The 20,720-nt window shown below is 56.3% G+C and carries 18 protein-coding genes; 8 read left to right on the plus strand and 10 right to left on the minus strand.

The genetic code is table 11. The annotated features are described in order from the left end of the window. Window positions 1-60: 60 nt before the first annotated feature. The 4 genes from clpS (at window position 61) to pgeF (ending at window position 5,814) form a co-directional block, all read left to right on the plus strand. A complete protein-coding gene (clpS, locus tag ACXJJY_RS04030; protein WP_456385421.1) occupies window positions 61-378 on the plus strand; it encodes an ATP-dependent Clp protease adapter ClpS in 318 nt (105 codons plus the stop codon). A 349-nt stretch (window positions 379-727) separates the two neighbouring features. Then, entirely contained in the window at window positions 728-3,001 is a 2,274-nt protein-coding gene (gene clpA / locus ACXJJY_RS04035; RefSeq protein ID WP_456385422.1) for an ATP-dependent Clp protease ATP-binding subunit ClpA, read from the plus strand. Between the two features lie 328 nt (window positions 3,002-3,329). Then, window positions 3,330-4,946: a DUF3373 family protein gene (locus tag ACXJJY_RS04040; protein WP_456385423.1), complete on the plus strand. Its 1,617-nt coding sequence runs from the start codon at window positions 3,330-3,332 to the stop codon at window positions 4,944-4,946. Between the two features lie 142 nt (window positions 4,947-5,088). Next, on the plus strand, window positions 5,089-5,814 hold the full coding sequence (gene pgeF, locus ACXJJY_RS04045) for a peptidoglycan editing factor PgeF (protein WP_456385424.1): 726 nt from the start codon (window positions 5,089-5,091) through the stop codon (window positions 5,812-5,814). Between the two features lie 34 nt (window positions 5,815-5,848). On the opposite strand, the gene ACXJJY_RS04050 is transcribed toward pgeF, so the two are convergent. From ACXJJY_RS04050 to ACXJJY_RS04060, 3 genes are all read right to left on the minus strand, one after another. Next, window positions 5,849-6,610: an endonuclease/exonuclease/phosphatase family protein gene (locus tag ACXJJY_RS04050; protein WP_456385425.1), complete on the minus strand. Its 762-nt coding sequence runs from the start codon at window positions 6,608-6,610 to the stop codon at window positions 5,849-5,851. Between the two features lie 21 nt (window positions 6,611-6,631). Further along, window positions 6,632-7,999, minus strand: a complete 1,368-nt coding sequence (locus tag ACXJJY_RS04055) for a tRNA nucleotidyltransferase/poly(A) polymerase-related protein (protein WP_456385426.1) — start codon at window positions 7,997-7,999, stop codon at window positions 6,632-6,634. Window positions 8,000-8,216: 217 nt separating this feature from the next. Then, window positions 8,217-9,200, minus strand: coding sequence for an NAD(P)H-dependent flavin oxidoreductase (locus tag ACXJJY_RS04060; RefSeq protein ID WP_456385427.1), 984 nt, complete (start codon window positions 9,198-9,200; stop codon window positions 8,217-8,219). 388 nt (window positions 9,201-9,588) lie between these two features. Between ACXJJY_RS04060 and hisS the strand changes: the two genes are divergently transcribed. Further along, complete coding sequence (gene hisS, locus ACXJJY_RS04065; protein ID WP_456385428.1) at window positions 9,589-10,902, plus strand: histidine--tRNA ligase; 1,314 nt, start codon at window positions 9,589-9,591, stop codon at window positions 10,900-10,902. A gap of 89 nt (window positions 10,903-10,991) precedes the next feature. Further along, a complete protein-coding gene (aspS, locus tag ACXJJY_RS04070; protein ID WP_456385429.1) occupies window positions 10,992-12,773 on the plus strand; it encodes an aspartate--tRNA ligase in 1,782 nt (593 codons plus the stop codon). A gap of 48 nt (window positions 12,774-12,821) precedes the next feature. Here aspS and ACXJJY_RS04075 read toward each other — a convergent pair whose 3' ends face one another. From ACXJJY_RS04075 to ACXJJY_RS04100, 6 genes are all read right to left on the minus strand, one after another. Then, window positions 12,822-13,919: a permease gene (locus ACXJJY_RS04075; RefSeq protein ID WP_456385430.1), complete on the minus strand. Its 1,098-nt coding sequence runs from the start codon at window positions 13,917-13,919 to the stop codon at window positions 12,822-12,824. Between the two features lie 5 nt (window positions 13,920-13,924). Next, window positions 13,925-14,275, minus strand: coding sequence for an ArsR/SmtB family transcription factor (locus tag ACXJJY_RS04080; protein ID WP_456385431.1), 351 nt, complete (start codon window positions 14,273-14,275; stop codon window positions 13,925-13,927). 190 nt (window positions 14,276-14,465) lie between these two features. Next, window positions 14,466-14,666 (minus strand): heavy-metal-associated domain-containing protein, encoded by a 201-nt coding sequence (locus ACXJJY_RS04085; protein WP_456385432.1) that lies wholly within the window; start codon window positions 14,664-14,666, stop codon window positions 14,466-14,468. Window positions 14,667-14,737: 71 nt separating this feature from the next. Then, window positions 14,738-15,841 (minus strand): nitrilase-related carbon-nitrogen hydrolase, encoded by a 1,104-nt coding sequence (locus ACXJJY_RS04090; protein WP_456385433.1) that lies wholly within the window; start codon window positions 15,839-15,841, stop codon window positions 14,738-14,740. Continuing rightward, on the minus strand, window positions 15,838-16,545 hold the full coding sequence (locus ACXJJY_RS04095) for a DVU0298 family protein (protein WP_456385434.1): 708 nt from the start codon (window positions 16,543-16,545) through the stop codon (window positions 15,838-15,840). The genes ACXJJY_RS04090 and ACXJJY_RS04095 overlap by 4 nt, the downstream gene beginning before the upstream one ends. A 28-nt stretch (window positions 16,546-16,573) precedes the next feature. Beyond that, complete coding sequence (locus ACXJJY_RS04100) at window positions 16,574-17,083, minus strand: ferritin (RefSeq protein WP_456385435.1); 510 nt, start codon at window positions 17,081-17,083, stop codon at window positions 16,574-16,576. Window positions 17,084-17,546: 463 nt separating this feature from the next. On the opposite strand from ACXJJY_RS04100, the gene ACXJJY_RS04105 reads away from it, so the two are divergent. Both ACXJJY_RS04105 and fabB read left to right on the plus strand, forming a co-directional pair. Beyond that, window positions 17,547-18,311 (plus strand): SDR family oxidoreductase, encoded by a 765-nt coding sequence (locus ACXJJY_RS04105; protein ID WP_456385436.1) that lies wholly within the window; start codon window positions 17,547-17,549, stop codon window positions 18,309-18,311. A gap of 6 nt (window positions 18,312-18,317) precedes the next feature. Beyond that, window positions 18,318-19,532, plus strand: coding sequence for a beta-ketoacyl-ACP synthase I (gene fabB / locus ACXJJY_RS04110; protein WP_456385437.1), 1,215 nt, complete (start codon window positions 18,318-18,320; stop codon window positions 19,530-19,532). Window positions 19,533-19,588: 56 nt separating this feature from the next. On the opposite strand, the gene ACXJJY_RS04115 is transcribed toward fabB, so the two are convergent. Next, complete coding sequence (locus ACXJJY_RS04115) at window positions 19,589-20,674, minus strand: cyclic nucleotide-binding domain-containing protein (RefSeq protein WP_456385438.1); 1,086 nt, start codon at window positions 20,672-20,674, stop codon at window positions 19,589-19,591. Window positions 20,675-20,720: the final 46 nt, after the last annotated feature.

The following is a 20,720-nucleotide window of genomic DNA, read 5'->3' on the forward strand; positions in this document are numbered from 1 at the left end:
TTATAGAAGATAGATTCAAGTCAACATTCTTGAATTATCTACTGGAACCCAAATGAAATCATGAGTAAAAACAAAACCAGGGGTCAGGAAGAGACCCTGACCAGAAACCAGGAAGAACTCCAGGAGCCCCCGCTGTACAAGGTGCTTCTGCACAATGACGACTATACCACCATGGACTTTGTGGTGATGATCCTTCAGTCCGTGTTCGGCAAGGACACGGCCGAAGCAACCCGGATCATGCTCAACGTGCACCACCAGGGTGTGGGAGTCGCCGGTATTTATACCAGGGAAATCGGGGAAACCAAAATCGCCGTTGTTCATCAGATGGCACGGAAAAGTCAATATCCATTGAGATGCTCGCTGGAAAAGGCGGGCTGAAAGTACAGGAGGCACCACTGCGGTGGGCAGGGCCATAACAGGCTCCGGATTCCAATCATATGAATAACAGGCTGTTGAAAAACGTAACGAGCGAAGATGAGACAAGGAAAAATGAGGTGAAAAGCGCAGTGTACATGGAGTACATGTCCATTTTGCGCCGAATTTTGACATATTATCATCAAGCGCAGTAGTTTTTCAACGGCCTGACAAAGCAAGAGCTCACAGATGGTGCAGATTCACGCCGATGACCGGCCGCTGGACGGGTGGTGGCCCCGACAGCCAGCCTGTGCGGACGGAAGTAATCGCGCGAAAAATATGGCGCATGTGGTCTCTTGAGGAGATATCAGATATGTTGAGCAGAGAACTTGAACTGGCCCTCATCAAGGCCATTAAAGAAGCGAAACTGCACAGGCACGAGTACGTGACCGTGGAACACATGCTCTACGGCCTGCTGCACGACGACCTGGCCCGCCATATAATCGACAGCTGCGGCGGAAGCTACACCAACCTCAAGGAGCGGCTCGAACGGTTTTTCTCCGGCGGGCTACCCACCCTAAAAGATGAAAACAGCGAGCCTTCCCAGACAGTTGCCTTTAACCGGGTTCTCCAGCGGGCGGTAAACCATGTCCAGAGCTGTGGTAAGAAACAGGTGGACACCGGAGATGTCCTGGTTTCCATCTTTGCCGAGCCCGACTCCCATGCGGTCTATTTTCTCGGCAGCGAGGGAATCGGACGGCTTGAAGTGGTGGAGTACATCTCGCACGGACTCCCGGAATCGCTGCAGAGTGAACCCTTCCGTCAGCCGCAGCCTGAACCGCGCAAGGGAAAACAGAGCGAGGTCAAAACCGACGACGCCCTGGAAAAATACACGGTCAACTTCGCCCGACGGGCAGCCGATGGAAGCATCGACCCGCTGATCGGTCGGGACCGTGAACTTGAGCGGATGATGCAGGTACTGTGCCGGAGAAGGAAAAATAATCCTCTGCTGGTGGGCGAGCCTGGTGTGGGCAAGACAGCCATGGCCGAGGGACTGGCCCTGCGGATCCATGAAGACAGGATCGCCCGGCAGCAGGAAAAACCGGACCCGAAAAAACTGGTACCGGACCTGCTGCGCGATACCGAGATTTATATGCTTGACATGGGCACCCTTGTGGCCGGCACCAAGTACCGGGGCGATTTCGAGAAGCGGCTCAAGGCGGTGGTGGCCGCGATCGAGAAAAAGGACAATGCCATCCTCTTTATCGACGAGATGCACACCATTGTCGGGGCCGGGGCCACCAGCGGCGGTTCGATGGACGCGTCCAACCTGCTCAAGCCCGCCCTGCAGGCGGGAACCATCCGCTGCATAGGTTCGACCACCTACGAAGAGTACAAAAACCACATAGAAAAGGATCGCGCTCTTTCCAGAAGATTTCAGAAGATTGATATCGAAGAGCCATCGGTGGCCGATACCTGTAACATTCTCAGGGGACTTCAATCCCGCTACGAGGAACACCACCAGATCCGTTACTCAAAGCCCGCTGTCCAGGCCACCGTCGAGCTGGCCGACCGGTACATCAACGACCGCTTTCTGCCTGACAAGGCCATAGACGTGATGGACGAGGTTGGCGCGGCCTTTCGGCTCGCCGGCAGACTGGGAAAAACGGTGTCGGTGCGGGATGTGGAAAAGGTTGTCTCCAGGATGGCCCGTGTACCGGTCAACTCCAGGAGCACCAGTGACGTGGCAGCTCTCAGGGAACTGGACAGCCAGCTCAAGTCTGTCATCTTCGGCCAGCAGGATGCCATTGACGCCGTGGTCCGAGCGGTGAAGCGTTCCAGGGCCGGACTGGGGAATCCCCAGTCACCCACAGGATCTTTCCTGTTTGCCGGCCCCACCGGCGTGGGTAAGACCGAGGTGGCCCGTCAGCTTGCCGCCGCTCTGTCAGTGCATTTTGAACGGTTCGACATGTCCGAGTACATGGAAAAACACGCGGTGGCCCGCCTCATCGGCGCTCCTCCAGGCTATATCGGCTTCGACCAGGGAGGCCTGTTGACAGATGCCATCCGCAAGCACCCGTATACTGTGCTCCTGCTGGATGAAATCGAAAAGGCACACCCCGACGTCTTCTCCATCCTGCTCCAGGTGATGGATCATTCCACCCTGACCGACAATGCCGGCCGCCAGGCGGATTTCCGCAACGTGATCCTGATCATGACCACCAATGCCGGTGCCCGGGAGATGAGCGAGCGCAGCATTGGTTTTCTCGGCGACAACCGCGGTAAGGAGCAGAAAGCGCTCAAAAATCTGTTCTCTCCGGAATTCCGTAACCGGCTGGATGCCATCATTACCTTCCGGGCCCTGGAACCGGAAACCGTGGAGAAAGTGGTGGACAAGATGGTCGGCGAACTCCAGGCCCAGCTCGCCGAAAAGAAGGTCCGCATCAGCCTGACTCCGGCAGCCCGACGGTGGCTGGCCGACAAAGGCTATGATCCAGCCTATGGAGCCCGGCCCCTGCGACGGCTGATCATGAAGGAAATCGGTGATCCACTCACCGAGGAAATTCTCTTTGGACGACTGAGCAAAGGCGGCACTGTCAAAATCAGCCGCACGAAAGGTAAAACAATTTTTACCTTTGACACCTGATGATTTCATACCCTTTCAATGGGGGTTCCGACAGCGGAAGCCCCCATTGTGGTTTCTGGACCCTCCTCTTTCCCTTATTTCAGCACAGTACAATTTTTTTTACTTTTTTCGTCAGCCAGGTTGACATCCAGCGGGCGATACGATAGAAATGCATATACATGTAATTGGTGTTTCGGTCCGAAAATCGGCGCCAGGCGGCATAGTCACCGCCATGTAAAAAAAATTGTATTTCCAGAACAGACTATACTTTCAGCTGTCACCATACCCGTCCTTACAGGTTGAAGATGGGGCCATGCCCCTTGGGATAAAAAAAGTAGGAGGAAGAAGAATGGTAAAGAAATTTTCCATGCTGGCACTGGCCGGGCTGATCGCCCTGCCGGCAGTCGCCTCTGCCAGTGCAGGCAAAGCGCCCTCGGATCTGGAGGCCAAGATCGAGGAGCTCTCCCGTCAGCTGGATGCGCTCAAAGCGCAGATGGCCAGGCAGAACGAAGTCATCACCGAGTATGGTGACAAGGTCGACGACATGGACGAGATGCTCGAGGAAAAGGGCGAGTCCTGGGACCTGGCCGCCCGGTTTAAGTTTTACGGCGATTTCCGCGCCCGTATGGATTACTATAAGGGAGATACCGTCTTTTCAGCCGGTACCCCGCTTCAGTTCCCCACCGGATTCCCAGCCTTAGCCGCAGGTTCATCTGCCGGGGACCTTTACAACGACACCATCTTCACCAACCGGTTCCGGCTCAACATGCGGGTCAAGGCCACCGAGAATGTCGAGTTCAAAGGGCGGCTGGCCATGTACAAGGCATGGGGTATGGAGTCAACCCCGAACGGTATTGGAGATATGTACAACAACGGTACGGCCATGCCGGTTTTTGACGGCAACACCACCAGGACTCCCGACGATAACGCCCTGCGGGTTGACCGGGCCTTTGTCAACTGGAACAACATCGGCGGTCTTCCCATCTGGTTCTCCATCGGTCGCAGGCCCACCACCGACGGACCGCCAGCCCAGATCCGCATGGGCACAGACCAACGGATGGCCACCCCCATTGCCTACATGGACTACCCCTTTGACGGCATCTCCCTTGGCTATGCCTATGCCTGGGGCAACGAGGCCCTTGGTACCGGTCGGATCCGCTTCTGCTATGGTCGCGGCTTTGAAAACGGCCTCCTCGACGATGGACCCGGGAGTTATCATATCGACGACACCGATTTTGCCGGTCTGAGCTGGGACGTGTTCAAAAAAGGCCACCGGTTCATGAACATCCAGTCCTTCAAGGTCTTCAACCTGTTCAACTATCCCGACTTCCTGGATCTGTACAGTGAAGACAACCTTGCAGCGACGAACGGCCCCCGGGATACTCTTGGAAACCTGTACCATACCACAGCGATCTATATGGACAAGATCAATAACTTCAGCTACTTCATAGCTGGAGGCTGGAGCCGTACCGATCCTGATTCCAGCGGCATGTTCAACGAGTATGACATGAGCCTGGCCGCCATACTTGCCAACGGCGGGGTACCACCAGTCATCGCCAATACCGACTCCGAGAACGGCTACTCCATCTATGTCGGTGTCCGCTATGACATTGATGACCTTGGCCTGAAGATCGGTGCCGAGTACAACTATGGTTCTCAATACTGGGTTGCCTTTACCCCGGGAAGTGACGATCTGTACAACTCAAAGCTGGCCACCCGTGGTAACGCCTACGAAGTCTACATGATCTACGACCTGCCCACCGGTGAAGCCATTTCCAAGTACGCCAAGACCTTTGTCCGTCTGGGATGGCAGTACTATGATTACCAGTACTCCGGCATCAACGACTGGAACCTGAAACCATACGAACTCGACGATGCTAACGATCTGGCCATGTTGCAGAGCCTTGGCATGAATCCCATCGAGAGCGCCAACCAGATCTACCTGACTTTTGATGTCTATTTTTAGACAGATGTCCTGATCTGGCAGTTGCAACATTAAAAAAGGAAAGCCCGCCTGGGCTTTCCTTTTTTACTTCCCGGCCAGGCAACCAGTTCCTCAGATGTCTCCCACACCACCACATCATCGCCTGGCACCACTTACAAGCCCTGTGCTGACAATACCCCATGCCATGCTGAACCGGCATGGCGGAGTCAGCAAAAAACCCTATGATTCCCTCAACCTTGGCCTGCATGTGGGTGACCACGAACCGGATGTTGAGCAAAACAGGAAATCAGTCAAAGAACAACTGGGCCTCGTTCACCTTGTCTCCGCGCGCCAGGTCCACTCCACCGGCATCAAGATAGTGAACGATATACGTGCTGACGTGCAGATCGATAACTGTGACGCTCTGGTTACAAAACAGGCCGGAATCGGTCTCTTGATCCAGCAGGCCGACTGCCAGGCCGTCCTGCTCCATGATCCGATCAGGCATGTGGTGGCGGCGATCCACTGCGGCTGGCGCGGCAGCGCGGCCAACATAATCGCCCGCACCATCAGCGCAATGCAACTCCATTACAAAGTGCAACCGTCAAACCTTCTGGCCGTAATCAGCCCGTCGCTTGGCCCCTGCTGCGCCGAATTTATCCATTTTCACCATGAGCTGCCACCTGCCCTGCACCGTTACCAGGTAAAAAAAAATAAAAATTATTTTGATTTCTGGAAAATCAGCCGTGATCAACTGCAGCAGGCTGGAGTTCCCCGCAGACAGATCGACACGACAGGGATCTGCACCTGCTGCAATCTCGACTTTTTCTCATATCGGAGGGCAGTGAAACAGGGGAGTGGTATTACCGGCCGCAACGGGTCGGTCATTGGCCTGCCCTTGTCGGCCTGAGCAAAAACTGGAGCGAAGGCAGGATCACCCGGCCTTACCGAAGCTCCAGATCACAGATCAGGGGAACGTGATCGGAGTAGATCACCGGTGGAGCCTGAAATCCGCTTACCTTGAACTCCTCACTGTGCAGGATGAAATCCAGCTGCCTCTTGGGTGCAGTGCTTGGATGCGAAGGGGTTCCCAGGCCGTTGGCACTTGCAAGACCGGTGGCCGCCAGGAAAAGTTCCAGCTCCTGATCGCCCCAGAGGACATTGAAATCGCCGGCTACGATAACCGGTCCCTGCACCTCGGAAACAAGACGATAAAGATTTTGCAACTGCACCTGCCGGACACGGTAGGTAAGGGAGAGGTGAACCAGAAACACGGTTGCCGGTTCGAGCTGCGCCTCGATCACAAGCCGCTTGACACCCTTGTTAAAATAATGAAAACGATGGGCGTTGAGAGGAAGACGGGTAAGCAGGGCATTGCCCTGCTTACTGAGGACCGGCACCCTGGTGGCCACGGAATTTTCACCATACTTGTTCCCAACCACGTGAAAATGACCGAGCTTGCGGGCAATGACCTCGGCCTGGCAGAGTTTTTCCGAACGAAAGGAGCCGCCGTCGACCTCGATCAAACCGATAATATCGGCATCGACCTCCCGGATAAAGGAGATGATTTTCTCCAGGTTTTCGCTGGAGCGTTTAAAATAGCCGGCATAAGGAACCGGCAGGTGGAAGCGCGCTCCGATCCCTGTACAATAACGGATATTGTACAGTAGAAAACGAAACGTCGACCTGGCAGATTCCCCCTTCACTCTTTCCACGTCCGTGTTCAATTATCCCCGACGCAGCCCGAACACACCATGTTTTCTGCTGGTAAAGGCTGGATTGATTCCCTTGCGGGCCCGCGGCCGTTCCCGTCCATTGTCACCCCGGTGCTCAACGGTGACCGGACGGATATCCCCGCTCTCCACAAAAAGATATTCATCGGCAGGACGTCCCTGCATGGCCTCGAGATAGAGAGCGTAAAACCTGGAGCAATCACCGAAATAACTCTTGCGCCGCAACCATTTGGGCCAGGAAGAACCGTTGTGGTGCTGACTGAAGGTGGAGATGTTGACCAAAAGAGTTGTGATGGCCTCCTTGATCATTCGCTTCATATTGAGCTGCTGACCGAAAAGAGTGTCGATCTCGCTGCGGATCTGGCGGGAGAGCTGATGATACACCGGGCCCCGCACACGCTGTCCCGGCAAATCGAAACGTTTGCAGGCCCAGGGGGCCAGCAGGAGAGCAAAAAGCATAAAATCCGGTACCACTACCCTGCCGCCCCGGATATCCTGGCCATACAACCGATCCAGCACACCAAGCATGGACAGCAATGCACCTTTCACTTCCCTGTTGTCTGCAATATCTTCATAACATGGAAGCAGGGTGCAGAGCAGACCGCATTTTATGGCAAGCTCGGCCCAGGGGCGGCTGGCTCCGGAACGAAGATCCTTCAACAGCTCATCGCGCAGCCGGGATGGTGGACAGAGCAGCAGTTTTTCCCTATTGGCGACAATCGCCTTCCAGGTAATCGGCTCGATTTCAAAATTACTCCGGGCCGCATGACGAACCGCCCGCATGATCCGGACCGGATCCCGGGTCACCCGCCGTTCCGGCTCACCGACAATCCGGACCACGCCCTCGTCCAGGTCGCGAACACCACCGACATAATCGATAATGGTTCGATTTTCTATCTCATAAAACAGGGAGTTGATGGTCAGATCCCGGCGGAAGGCGTCTTCCTCAAGGGTGCCATAGGTATTGTTACTGGGCAGGACCTGATCCTGACCATTGATGTCGTATTCACTGAGCGAGCGAAGGGTGGAGACCTCGATAATCTTGCCGCCCCGGAAGAACACCTGCACCAGGCGAAACCGGCGGCCGATGGTCCGGCTGTTGCGGAACAGCTTGCGCAACTGACCAGGACGGGCATCGGTTGAAATATCAAAATCTCGTGGCTTCTTGCCAAGATACAGATCGCGCACCCCGCCTCCGACCAGGTATCCGGAAAAACCGGCGTCCCGCAGGCGATAAAGTACCTTGAGAGCTTCCTTGTCGATATCCTTTTTGCGGATAGGGTGGTCAGACTCTGGAATGACCCTGGGGGTCATGTTTGGTGAAAAATCGGGAAAATCCCCGACATCTGATGCAGTAACCATGTAGTGTAGAGAAGTGTTCCACAGTAAAACGAAACACGTTTATTCAAAAATCACCCCGGCGCGCAGGCGCGTATTCTTTTTTCTAATCAGGGTGATTTTCACGGGTTCCTGTGACTGGACGGTACGGAAACATGATCCAGCCAGGCTGGTTTGCGTGGAAACGGTCTCTCTGACCCTGCCTTGACAGAGCCACAAGAGATACAGCTTTCACGCGCTGTTAAGATTTCTTTTTTGTCTTTCCCTCGCGGTAGACTGATTCGGCCTGACTGACAAACATATCAAATATTTCCCGGACCGAAAGAATCTCATTCATCTTCCAGGTGTTGGCGCCGGAAAAAACAAGCCCGTTTTCCACATCACCCTTGTATGATTTTGTCAGCCGCTCATTGATGCAGTAGCGAAAACTGCACTTTTTAAGGCACTTGAATTTACACTCCCTGGCCTTCACGTCCTCGCCCTGTTCCATCTTCCGAATAAAGTTTGTTTTGATGGCCCGTCCGGGCATACCAACCGGAGATTTCACCAGGACGATATCTTCCTTTCCGGCCCTGAGAAAGGTTTCCTTGAACTCCTGGGAAACCGAACACTCCCTGGAAAGAACAAAACGGGAAGCAATCTGAATGCCGTCAGCCCCGAACTCCTCCATCATCTCGGCCATCTCGAAACCATTGGTTATACCGCCGGCGGCAATGAGAGGAACCTTGCTCACCACCTTGCGGATGGACGGGAAAAGTTCGCGCAGCGGCTTGTCGGTTCCGAGGTGACCTCCGGCTTCGGTCGCTTCGACGACAATGGCCGCCGCGCCCAGTTTTTCCGCCAGCCTGGCAAAAGCCGGAGAGGAGACAATGGAAACAATAGGTACGTTGTGTTTTCTGCCGATCTTGAAGATGTCCCGGGAAAAACCGGCGCCGGTGATGATGATATCCACCCCGGCTTCAATGGACCCCATGACGAGCTCGTAAAAATCCTTCATCGCGTACATGATATTGACCGCGATGACGCCGTTGGTCGCTTTTTTCGCCTTGCGGATGTCTTCCTGCAGCTCCTCCACCGGGATACCGGAGCCGCCTATGGTGCCGACTCCGCCGCATTCGGCAACCGGTATGGCCAGGGAGGAATCAGACACCCGGATGGACATACCGCCCTGGATAATTGGTATTCGTGCTGTAAACCGGCCTATTTTAAGTTCTGGCAGTTTCATCTGGTACTCTTTTCACTGGAAAATATTACACCTGAACGGGGGACGGCAGCTCAAAGGGTGGTTGGAAAAAGAACCACGGTATCACAATGGATTTTCCGGATGTTGCCGCTGACAAGTATAATGAATGCCCTGTTCAAGTTATGGTACAAGTGATAATGCCCTTCCCGGCATGGCTTTGTCAAGTCACATGCCATAGTGAAAAAGACAAATCTTCTGAAACCATTTATTTTACCACAAACAGACGTCATCGGCTTGACTTTTCGCTATCTGTTCGAGTAAAATTTAAATTTTTTTACCCCACACCCGCATACAGCAAAAACCGAAGGTTGTTCAGTTGCGGACAAGCTGCATCACTGTTTAGGATCCGTACCGTCACAAGGAGATATTCTTGAAGATCAAGGCCATAAACGGCTTCAAAGACATACTGCCCGAAGACGTGGCCCGATGGAAGCGCATCGAGGCATGTGCCCGCGATATCTTCCAGCGCTTCGGGCTCCGGGAAATACGGCTGCCCATCCTGGAAAAAACCGAGCTCTTTGCCCGCTCTATCGGTGAGGCCACGGATATCGTCGAAAAGGAAATGTACACATTTCCCGACAAAGGCATCACCATGCGACCCGAGGCCACGGCCTCCCTGCTCCGGGCCTTCATCGAACACAGCCTGCACCTGCAGCGGCCTGTCCAGCGACTCTTTACCATCGGCCCCATGTTTCGTCATGAACGGCCGCAGAAGGGCCGGCTGCGCCAGTTTCACCAGATCGATGCCGAGATCATCGGCGCCCGGGAACCGCAGGTAGATGCCGAGCTCATGGCCATGGGCCAAATGCTGCTCGCCGAACTGGGACTCACCGCCAGCCTGGAAATCAATTCGCTTGGCTGCCCGGATTGCCGGCCGGATTTCCGGGATAAACTGGTCACATACCTGGAAGAGAAAGAAGAAGGTCTGTGCAAGGACTGTCGGCGAAGGAGGACTACCAACCCCCTGCGGGTCCTGGACTGCAAGAAGGATACCTGCCGCGCCATGGTCCAGAATGCCCCCTCGATCCTCGATTCGCTCTGTGAGGCGTGCAGGGAGCATTTCGAGGCCGTGTTGAAAAACCTTGATCTACTGGGAGTGACCTACAGAATGAACCGATTCATGGTCCGCGGGCTCGACTACTACACCCGTACCACCTTTGAGTTCATCGCCTCCGGCCTTGGGGCGCAGTCGGCGGTAGGCGCCGGAGGCCGCTACGACGGCCTCATCCACCAGCTCGGCGGCCCCAGGCTGCCAGGAATCGGCTTTGCCATGGGCATGGAACGGCTGGTGCTGCTCATGGAGTCTACGGACCAGGGGCGACAAATCCCGGACCGGGAGACAGACATATTTACGGCTGCCCTGGGCCGGGATGCCATGAAGTTTGCCACTCCGCTGATCCACGCCTTGCGTAAACTCTCTGTCCGGGCGGCCATGGACTACAGCGGCCGCAGCCTCAAGGCCCAGATGAAACAGGCCGGCCGCATGAACGCAGCCTTTACCCTGATCATCGGCGACCAGGAACTGACAGACAAAAAGGCTATCCTGCGCAATATGGATACCCAGGAACAGACCTTTTTTTCCCTGACAGACGACGCGGGAGAGCTGGCCAGAAAACTGGCCAGAGCATGCACGGAAAAATCATTGCCGGAAAGTCAGGAGAACTGCAGAACATCCGGAACCTGACAGGCTGCTGAAAAACGGCGCGAGCAAATCCGTCTTTTTCAACTTTCCACTTTTTACTATTCACTTACACCAGCGGCTGGAGAATACCAATGGACACACTGGGAACGCTTTCTCGTACACATAACTGCAATGAACTTGGCCCGGACAACCTGGACCAGGAAGTCGTCCTCATGGGCTGGGTTCTTCGCCGCCGGGACCATGGCGGCGTTATCTTTATAGACCTGCGGGACCGGTGGGGCATCACCCAGGTGGTTTTCAACCCGGAGGTCAATGCAGAAGTACATGCCAAGGCGCACCGGTTACGCAGTGAATGGGTCCTGGCCGTCCGGGGCAGGGTCGAGCGGCGCCCGGAGGACATGGAAAACCCAAAGCTCAAAACCGGCGCCATAGAGGTTCTGGTTTCGGAGCTGCACATCTTAAACACCAGTGAAACGCCGCCCTTTCCGCTGGACGAGGAAGTCGAGGTTTCGGACAACCTCCGGCTCCAGTACCGTTACCTGGATCTTCGGCGGCCGGAAATGGCCCGCAACCTGTTCATGCGCCACAAAGCGGTCCAGGCCGCCCGCAACTACCTCTCGGAAAATGATTTCCTCGAGATCGAAACCCCCATGCTTACCCGATCCACCCCGGAAGGGGCCCGGGACTACCTGGTGCCAAGCCGGGTAAACCCCGGCCGGTTCTACGCCCTGCCGCAGTCACCCCAACTCTTCAAACAGATGCTGATGGTCGCCGGCATGGACCGCTACTTCCAGGTGGTAAAATGTTTCCGGGATGAAGACCTGCGCGCCGATCGGCAGCCGGAATTCACCCAGATCGACATGGAGCTCAGCTTTGTGACCGAGGAAGACATCATCGGCATCACCGAGGGGATGATCGCCGAGATCTTCAAGGCTGCACGGGGCATCGAACTGAGCCCTCCTTTTGCGCGCATGACCTATGACGAAGCCATGGAGCGTTTTGGCACCGACCGACCCGACACCAGATTTGGCTTTGAACTGATCGACCTGACCGAAAAACTGCGCGGATGCGGTTTCAAGGTCTTTGGCCAGGTCATCGAAAAAGGTGGAGCTGTCAAGGCCATCAACGCCAAGGGCTGTGCCGGTTTTTCCCGCAAGGACCTGGACGACCTGACCGAATTCGCCGGCCGGTTCGGTGCCAAAGGTATGGCCTGGATCAAGATCAGGGAGAACGAGTGGCAGTCACCCATCACCAAGTTCTTTTCGGACGAGGAAATTGACACCATGCGTAAGGCCCTGGATGCCGAGCCGGGCGATCTGATCCTTTTTGGAGCCGACAGCCGCAGGATCGTCAACCAGGTCCTGGCCGAGCTTCGACTTGAACTGGCCCGACGCCTTGAATTGATCGGCGCAGAAAGCTTTGACTTCCTGTGGATCACTGATTTTCCACTGGTCGAATATGACCACGGGGAAAAGCGCCACACCGCAGTGCATCATCCTTTCACCGCACCCCGGGAAGACCACCTGGAACTGCTGGAGAGCGAGCCGGGCAAGGTCAAGAGCCGGGCTTACGACCTGGTTCTCAATGGCAATGAGATCGGTGGCGGCTCGATTCGTATTCATCGCAAGGACATCCAGGAACGGGTCTTTAAGGTCCTGGGCATCGACCAGCAGGAGGCAGAGGAAAAATTTGGCTTCCTTCTTCGGGCCCTGGAGCTCGGCGCTCCTCCCCATGGCGGCATCGCCTTTGGAGTTGACCGGCTGATGATGATCCTGACCGGCTCCGACTCCATCCGCGACGTCATCGCCTTTCCAAAGACCCAGAAAGCCACCTGTCCGCTCACCGAGGCCCCGGCCCCGGTGGCCCGCAAGCAGCTCACCGAACTGCACCTGCGACCGGACTGGAAAGAGTAGAGCGGTTCCCGGGCAGTGGGCCGGCTCGGAACCGGTTCACCTGGAGCTTCAGATCACCAGGTTGAAGAGATACCCCACCAGCAGGATGCCACTGCCCACCACCCCGACAAAAACAGCGATCAATTGGGGCTTGAGCACCTTGCGCAGGATAACCATCTCGGGGAAGGAAAGGGCCACCACGCTCATCATGAATGCCAGCACCGTACCGAGCGCCGCCCCCTTGCCCAGCAGGGCCTGAATCACCGGCACCACCCCGGCCGCACTGGCATACATGGGGATACCGATCAGCACTGCGGCTGGCACCGACCACCAGGCGTCTTCACCCATGATCCGCGCCATCATACCTTCCGGCACATAGCCATGGATCGCCGCCCCTGCAGCAATGCCACCAACCACATAGGGCCATATGCGACCGACGATATCCCTAACCGACTCCCAGCCGTGAACGATCCGTGCACTCCAGCTCACGGGGCCGGTTGCTTCCTCGCCTTCACCGGCAAGTATACTGCGGACCCAGTCCTCGATGAAATGTTCCAGGTGCAGCCGACCAATGATCCAGCCGGAGACAACAGCGATCACGAGCCCGGTCACCATGTACAGCAAAGCTATCTTCCAGCCCAGGAGGCCAAAGAGCAAAACCAGAGCTATCTCGTTGATCAGCGGTGCCGCTATCAGAAAAGACAGGGTCACGCCCAGGGGTATGCCGGCGGTGACAAAACCGATAAACAGGGGTGGAGCCGAACAGGAACAAAACGGTGTCACCACTCCAAGCATGGCGGCAAAGATATTAGCGACAAATTCCTTGCGGCCGTGGAGCAGCTTCCTCGCCCGCTCCGGGGTGAAGAAGGAACGGATAACGCCCACCGCAAAGACCACAATGGTCAGGAGCATGAGTACCTTGGGAGTGTCGTAGAGAAAAAAGGACAGGGCCTCACCGAGGTGACTCCCCCGCTCAAGCCCGAGAAGCGAGTAGGTCAGATAATCGGAGATGGGGCCAAGCTGACGATAGAGACCGTACCAGAAAACAAGACCCACTGCGGCCAGCACCATCTGCAGGGGACCGAAACGAAAAGGTGGTTGTTTCTTTCGGGGTTGGGGTTCACTATCCTGCGCACAGGGACAGGTTGCCATTTTGAGCGGTTCCATGGTGTTCACCTCGTCGTTGTATCCGTACATGTCCGGCTGAGCTGATGGACGTTTTTTTTCATAGCCCGAATGTCTGGATCATCGCCAAGCCACTGGCGGAAAGACTCAAGCATCCGGGCGGCGTAAACGGACTGTGAGCCATCTGCCAGCCGGTATATGACCCACTGTCCATCCTTTCTCTTCTCCACCAGACCAGCATCCTCAAGAATTCTGAGATGTTTGGATGTCGTGGACTGGGAGAGCTTGAGCCGTGGCTGGATCTCGCAGACACAGAGCTCGCCGCCCTCAAGCATCTTCAAGACCTTGATCCGATTGGGATCCGACAGGGCCTTCATAACCCGCACACATTCCTTCATGGTCAACCAAACCTCCATTCCCCGCACCCCCGGGCCCTTACCGTTTCTTCCATATCGTTATATTCACAAATATGAATACAACGATATGACTCGTCTGTCAAACCCTTACCTGTTTTCTTATCATCGTTACAAATTCAACAACCGGGCAGGCCGATCGCAATATCCGGCCTGCGGCTTAAAAGAAAAAAGATCAACCCTGATCCGCCACCTCATACCCTGCCCTGATGATGGCCTCCCTGACCTCCTCAAGGGAAGCTTCTCCCTCCCAGAAGGCCTCGCCCTTTTCCAGGTCAACGCGGACCCGGCTCACCCCGTCCAGGGCTTCCAGGGCTTTTACCGCCGAAGCGGCGCAATGCTGACATTTCATTCCCCTGATTGTAATGGTCGGCATAACGAATTTCTTTGTGGATTTTGATAAAAACAGCACCCTCCCTCAAGGCGAGTTACCCTCTACAGCAAGTTTTACTCCCCCAGAGAAACCTGAACATCGGGCCGCACCAACCTGAACAGGTCCCGGCGAGACTCCGCAAAACCAAGGACCACAAAGTCCACGCAGCCAAGGGATGCGAGTAGCCATCCCTGCCGGGAAAGGTCCGGGCTGCCGGGCTCCGGTACGACCAGGAGCAGATCACCCTGACAACGGGCCTCCTCCAAACTGGTCACAAGTTCTGGCGTCAGCTCCGTAAACCGGCCACTGGCCAGAACGATACGGCTGCCCTGATCACGGATGGGAGCAAGGCGGTCTTCAATGGTTTCCGGAGTAACGAGCTTGTCCCTGTCCCGGTGCAGCCAGGGTCGTTCTCCCACACTGCAGAAGCGGGAACGGATTATTTCAAGCCGTCCCTGGTCCAGATCCAGAACCGTGACAACCCCGCTTTCCCCTGATTCGGCCAATACCTCGCCGTCCGGGGCGATGATCATGGAATGGCCCGCCAACTCATGGTGTCCGACCTGGCCACACCCGTTGGCAGCGACGACAAAGACCTGATTTTCAACCGCCCGGGCCCGCAGCAGGATCCGCCAGTGGTCAAGCCGCACCCTGGGCCACTGGGCCGAGACAACAAGGAGCCCGGCTCCGGCAAACACCTGTTCCCGGGCAAGCTCAGGAAAACGCAAATCGTAACAGACAAGTGCCCCCACCGGGGAACCGCCAATCAACACAGGAGCCGGCCTTGAACCAGGAGCGAGGTAGCGATCCTCTTCCCATAACCGGAACAGATGCATTTTGCGCCAGGTGCCGAGTACCCCTTTGCCACCGACGAAAAAAAGAGTGTTGTAGAAATCTCCCGTTTCCTGATCCCGCTCAAGCAGCGAACCACCAAAGACACAACCGAACTCGTCTGCCAGGGCGGTCAGGCCCTCGAGAAGACCCGAAGTTTCATGGGCCAGCTCCGGAAACCGGTGATAAACAAAACCGTATCCCCATAACTCCGGCAGGATCAGCAAACCACCTTCCACCGGTGGACAATCCCGGCAGAGACCACGAACCCGGTCCAGGTTGACACCCGGCTCACCCGGTGCAATCCTGAACTGGACAAAACCGGCCCGGGGAACCAGTGAAGTCATGCGGCCCTCTCTCCAAGGGCCGCACCGGCGAGCTCGGCCACTGTGGTCTCCCGAAGCCGACCGTCCTCGTACACCCGGACCGGTTCAGAGTCCCGGGCAAGCTCCCGCACACGATCCGTGGCAAGGTCAACCCGGCCCAGCAGCCCCAGGGCACGGGCCGCCAGCCCGCGCACTGTTGCGTCCGGGGACTCCAGGTAATGAACCAGGTCATGGTCTGCTCCCCGCTCAAGGAGCATATCCGGCCTGGTTCCGGCCAGGCGCCCTATTCCCCAGAGCAGCCCCCGCTGCAGAGTCTCGTGTTCGAGATAATTGCCATCCTGGGCAATCTCCTCGCCGTCTTCTCGCATGTAGGAGATCAGCATGTGGATGTATTCCCGGGCAAGACCCGGGTGACGACTCACGACCTCAGCCATGGACTCGGGCGCACCCCAGCCGATACCGCCGGATTCATCGTTGAGGCTCCAAAGGAACCTCCGCATGATGATCCGTGCCTCTTCCATGTCCCTGTCGGCCAACCGGGCCACCATCTCGCCCATGGCTGTGATGCCATGCCAGCGCAACGGCTCCTCAGGGCGATATATCACGGAAAACAGCGCATTGACCACATCCTTTGGCTCAAGTTTACGCAGAGATGAAAGCGCTGTTTCCAGATCTTGTTCCGCTAACAGGTCAAGCACCTGTTTCTTTATCCTGCGCGCGCTCACGGATTATCCTGCTTCGCCACCAACAATATCATTCGCCCTGCGGAAGCTGAAAGACCCGCTTCCCAAGCTCGGCGTCGAGAAAAAACAGACCCGAAGGATCATCCCCTATCAGTTTGAGCCTGTCGACTATCTCGCCTACCGTGGCCTCTTCTTCCACCTGTTCGGTGACAAACCATTGCAGAAAGATCCTGGTCGCGTGATCCTTTTCCTTTTCGGCCAGATCTACCAGGTCGTTGATAAGCCCGGTAACCAGTTGTTCATGCCGCAGGATATGCTCAAAAGCGGCCCGGGGAGACTCCCAGGAGGAATCTGGCTTTCCTATGGCATCCAGGACCACCCGTCCGCCGCGCTCACCGACAAAATCATACAATTTCATGGCATGGCTCAGCTCTTCCTGCACCTGCCCCCGCATCCAGTTGGCAAAACCAGCCAGACTGATGGACTGAAAATAGGATTCCATGGCCAGGTAGAGATATGCCGAGTACATCTCGGCATTGATCTGTTCATTGAGGGCCTTCTGTATTTTCTTTTTCAACATCAACAAATCTCCATCATGCGTTTGTCGGGCCTGAAACTACTGTCAGGACCTCTTTCATGGTATACGGACCCGGGCTACTGTCCGTCGAATACTATACACGCTTTACTATAATCACTTGCCAGCCGTTTACCACCTCCTTCCCGGACCAAAACGGATGGCAGCAAACCCTCTGCCGGGAAGTCGGGACGCCTCATATACCGGCCGCCGGAGCAGCAGTCTGTTTTTTCGACCCAATGGGCCGCGAAACCCCACAGAAACAAAAAATCTTGTATTTTAGCACTAAACCTGCTTCTCTTAAGCCCATCTGAAGAAATATTTGTCCCTTTCAACCAGGCGGTTCCTGTTTTCAGACGCAAAGACCGGGAACACCCATCCGGTTGACCGTCCAGACGCTCCTTGCATAAACATAAATAAACATAAACTCAAAAGCCAGAAAGCGGTTCAAGCTAAACGGTGATAACCCATGGCCAAGACAATCCTCATAACCGGAGCGACCTCAGGTTTCGGCCGCGCCTGCGCCGAAAAGTTTGCCCGTAACGGCTGGCAGCTGATCATCAGCGGCCGCCGCACCGAAAGGCTGGAAGAACTGCGCAATGCCTTTCCGGATACTCCCATGCACATGGCAGTTGTTGATGTGCGTGACAGAATTGCGGTAAAGACCATGATAACATCCCTGCCGGCACGATTTATGGAAATCGATGTCCTGCTCAACAACGCCGGCCTGGCCCTGGGCCTTCAACCGGCCCACAAGACCGATCCGGAAGACTGGGACACCATGATCGACACCAACATCAAGGGCCTTGTCCACCTTACCCGCAACCTGCTGCCGGGCATGGTTGAACGCGGCCGAGGGCATATCGTCAACATGGGCTCTGTGGCGGGCACCTGGCCCTATCCCGGCGGCAATGTGTACGGGGCCACCAAGGCCTTTGTCAAACAGTTCTCCAACAACCTGCGGGCTGACCTGCTTGGCACGGGAATCCGGATCACCAACATCGAGCCCGGCCTGGCCGAGACCGAATTTTCTGTTGTCCGGTTCCATGGCGACCGGCAAAAAGCGGATCAGGTGTACCAGGGCACCCAGCCCCTCACCGGCGAGGACATTGCCGACATTGTCTGGTGGACGGTCAACACCCCGCCCCATGTCAATATCAACTCGGTGGAGGTCATGCCCACCTGCCAGAGCTGGGCCCCTTTTGCCATCCATCGGAACCAGGACAAAGGGTAAAGATTCATGCGCCGCGCAGTTATCACCGGAATAGGCATCGTCTCGCCCCTTGGCGACACAGCGGCACAGGTATTGGACTCGCTGCAACAGGGAAAGTCAGGGGTCACCTTTCAGCCGGCCTACGAAGAGCTGGGCCTGCGTTCAAGGGTCGGCGCCTTTACCAGGATCAATATCAAGGAACATATCGACAAGAAAACCCTGCGGTTCATGGGAGATGCCGCAGCCTATGCCTATATCGCCATGCAGCAGGCCATCGAGGACGCCGGGCTCTCTCCGGAACAGGTGAGCAATCCATCTACCGGCCTCATCATCGGTTCCGGCGGCACCTCGGCGGAAAACGTGGTCGCCACCGCCGACACCATCCGCCAGCGGGGCATCCGGAGACTCAGTCCTTTCATGGTTCCCAGAACCATGAGCTCCACGGTTTCGGCCGGGCTCACGGCTCCGTTCAAAATCAAGGGGCTGTGTTACTCCATCTCCTCGGCCTGCGCCACCGGCGCCCACTGTATCGGCGCCGCAATGGAGCAGATCCTGCTCGGCCGCCAGGAGATCATGTTTGCCGGCGGGGCGGACGAAGAACACTGGACCCAGACCTGCATGTTCGACGCCATGGGAGCCCTGTCGAGCCGATTCAACCACTGCCCGGAAAAGGCTTCACGGCCTTACGATGTCGACAGGGACGGTTTCGTGGTCGCCAATGGGGCCGGAATCGTGGTCCTGGAGGAACTGGAACATGCCCGAAGACGCGGAGCAAAAATCTACGCGGAAGTAGTCGGCTACGGTGCCACGGCCGACGGGCACGAAATGGTGGCCCCGTCGGGTGAAGGAGCGGCACGCTGCATCCGCCAGGCCCTGAGGACCGTCCCCGGGCCCATCGACTATATCAATGCCCACGGAACATCCACCCCCATTGGCGATCTGGTGGAACTGCAGGCCATCCGGGAGGTATTTGGCGACAACAACCCGCCCATCAGCTCGACCAAATCCCTGTCCGGACATTCTCTCGGCGCGGCCGGTGTACACGAGGCGATATACTGCCTGCTCATGCTCGAGCACGGCTTCATCGCCGCCTCGGCCAATATCGAAAACATGGACCCGGAAGCCGAGAACATGCACATCGTTACCCGGATGCGGGAAACACCGTTGGATACAGTCATGTCCAACAGCTATGGTTTCGGCGGCACCAACGCCTGCCTGGTCTTCAAAAAAACCATTTCCTGATCCCTGCGACAGGACCACGGCCCTCTCCTTGCCCGCCCGGCCACCTGCCGGCCTGCCTACTGCCCGTCCCGTTCCCTCTGCTCGTCGATACGCCGCATACCTTCCATGATCAACCCCATGAATCCGCCCAGCACCGGCAACTGCTTCTGCTCCTCGGCAAGACCCGAGGTGTAGCTGAACCGGCCCCGATTCTTGCCCAAAAGGGCAAAAAGCGCCTCCTTACCGGTCTGGTTCCGGTAGCGGGCCTGGACCAGCTCGCCCTCGTTGAAAAGGACCACTGCCTCACCATCTTCCAGCAGCATTTCCACCCGGCCGGTCTTCTGGCTTGAATTTATCAACTGAAAAAGATCCACAGCCGCTATCTCGGCCAGATCACCGGTCATACCCGAGACGATCTTGCCGGCCCGCATGGTATTGGCCTGGGCCCGGTCCACCAGCATCCGATAAAAAAAGACCTGCAGGACGGGAAATTTGTTGAGGACGTGCTTGAAATCCTTACTGCCCAGGGTGGCCAGCTTGGTGTGCTCCCTGGAATGAACCGAGGTGGTCACCGGTTCACCGGAGAGCAGGGACATCTCGCCAAAGATCTCACCAGCGCCCAGTTCAGAGAGAACCAGGTTGTCCTTACCCACGACCACCACTTTGCCGGTAAGAATAATGTATAAATGGGTTCCGGGCTCACCTTCCTGGAGAATGACCTTGCCGGGCGGGAATTCCCGCAACTTGAGCAAAGCCGCCAGATCGCTGAGATCATCGTCGTTCAGGGGCTCGAAGATATCCAGACAGCGAAGCAGGTCGAAAAATTCCTCGAGATGACGCATACGCCGGCGCTGTTCGGCAGCGGCCAGCAGCTTCATCTGCAGGGTGGCAAATTCCTTTTCTTTCTTGTACTCGAAGCGGATCAGCCCGGAACAGCCGCCGCAGTCGAACTTGGACCGTTGAACCCCCTGGCCCGGGCTGAAATGCTCGAATGCCCGTTTTTCTGCAGTGGCTTTTATGATTTCCTGAACCAGGACAAGACATACTGGTTTGGCTTCCGGCACGGTCAGGCCGTTGTCCTCCACCTTGAGCTCCTCACCCACGTTGTATATGGGGCACCCCTGCTCCTCGGTGACAACGAAGATGGCGTTTCGAAACTCCATAAAAAACCAGGATAAACTTGCAAGCCCTTAAGACTTGGACCTGACA

The sequence above is a fragment of the Desulfolithobacter sp. genome, assembly GCF_054025815.1.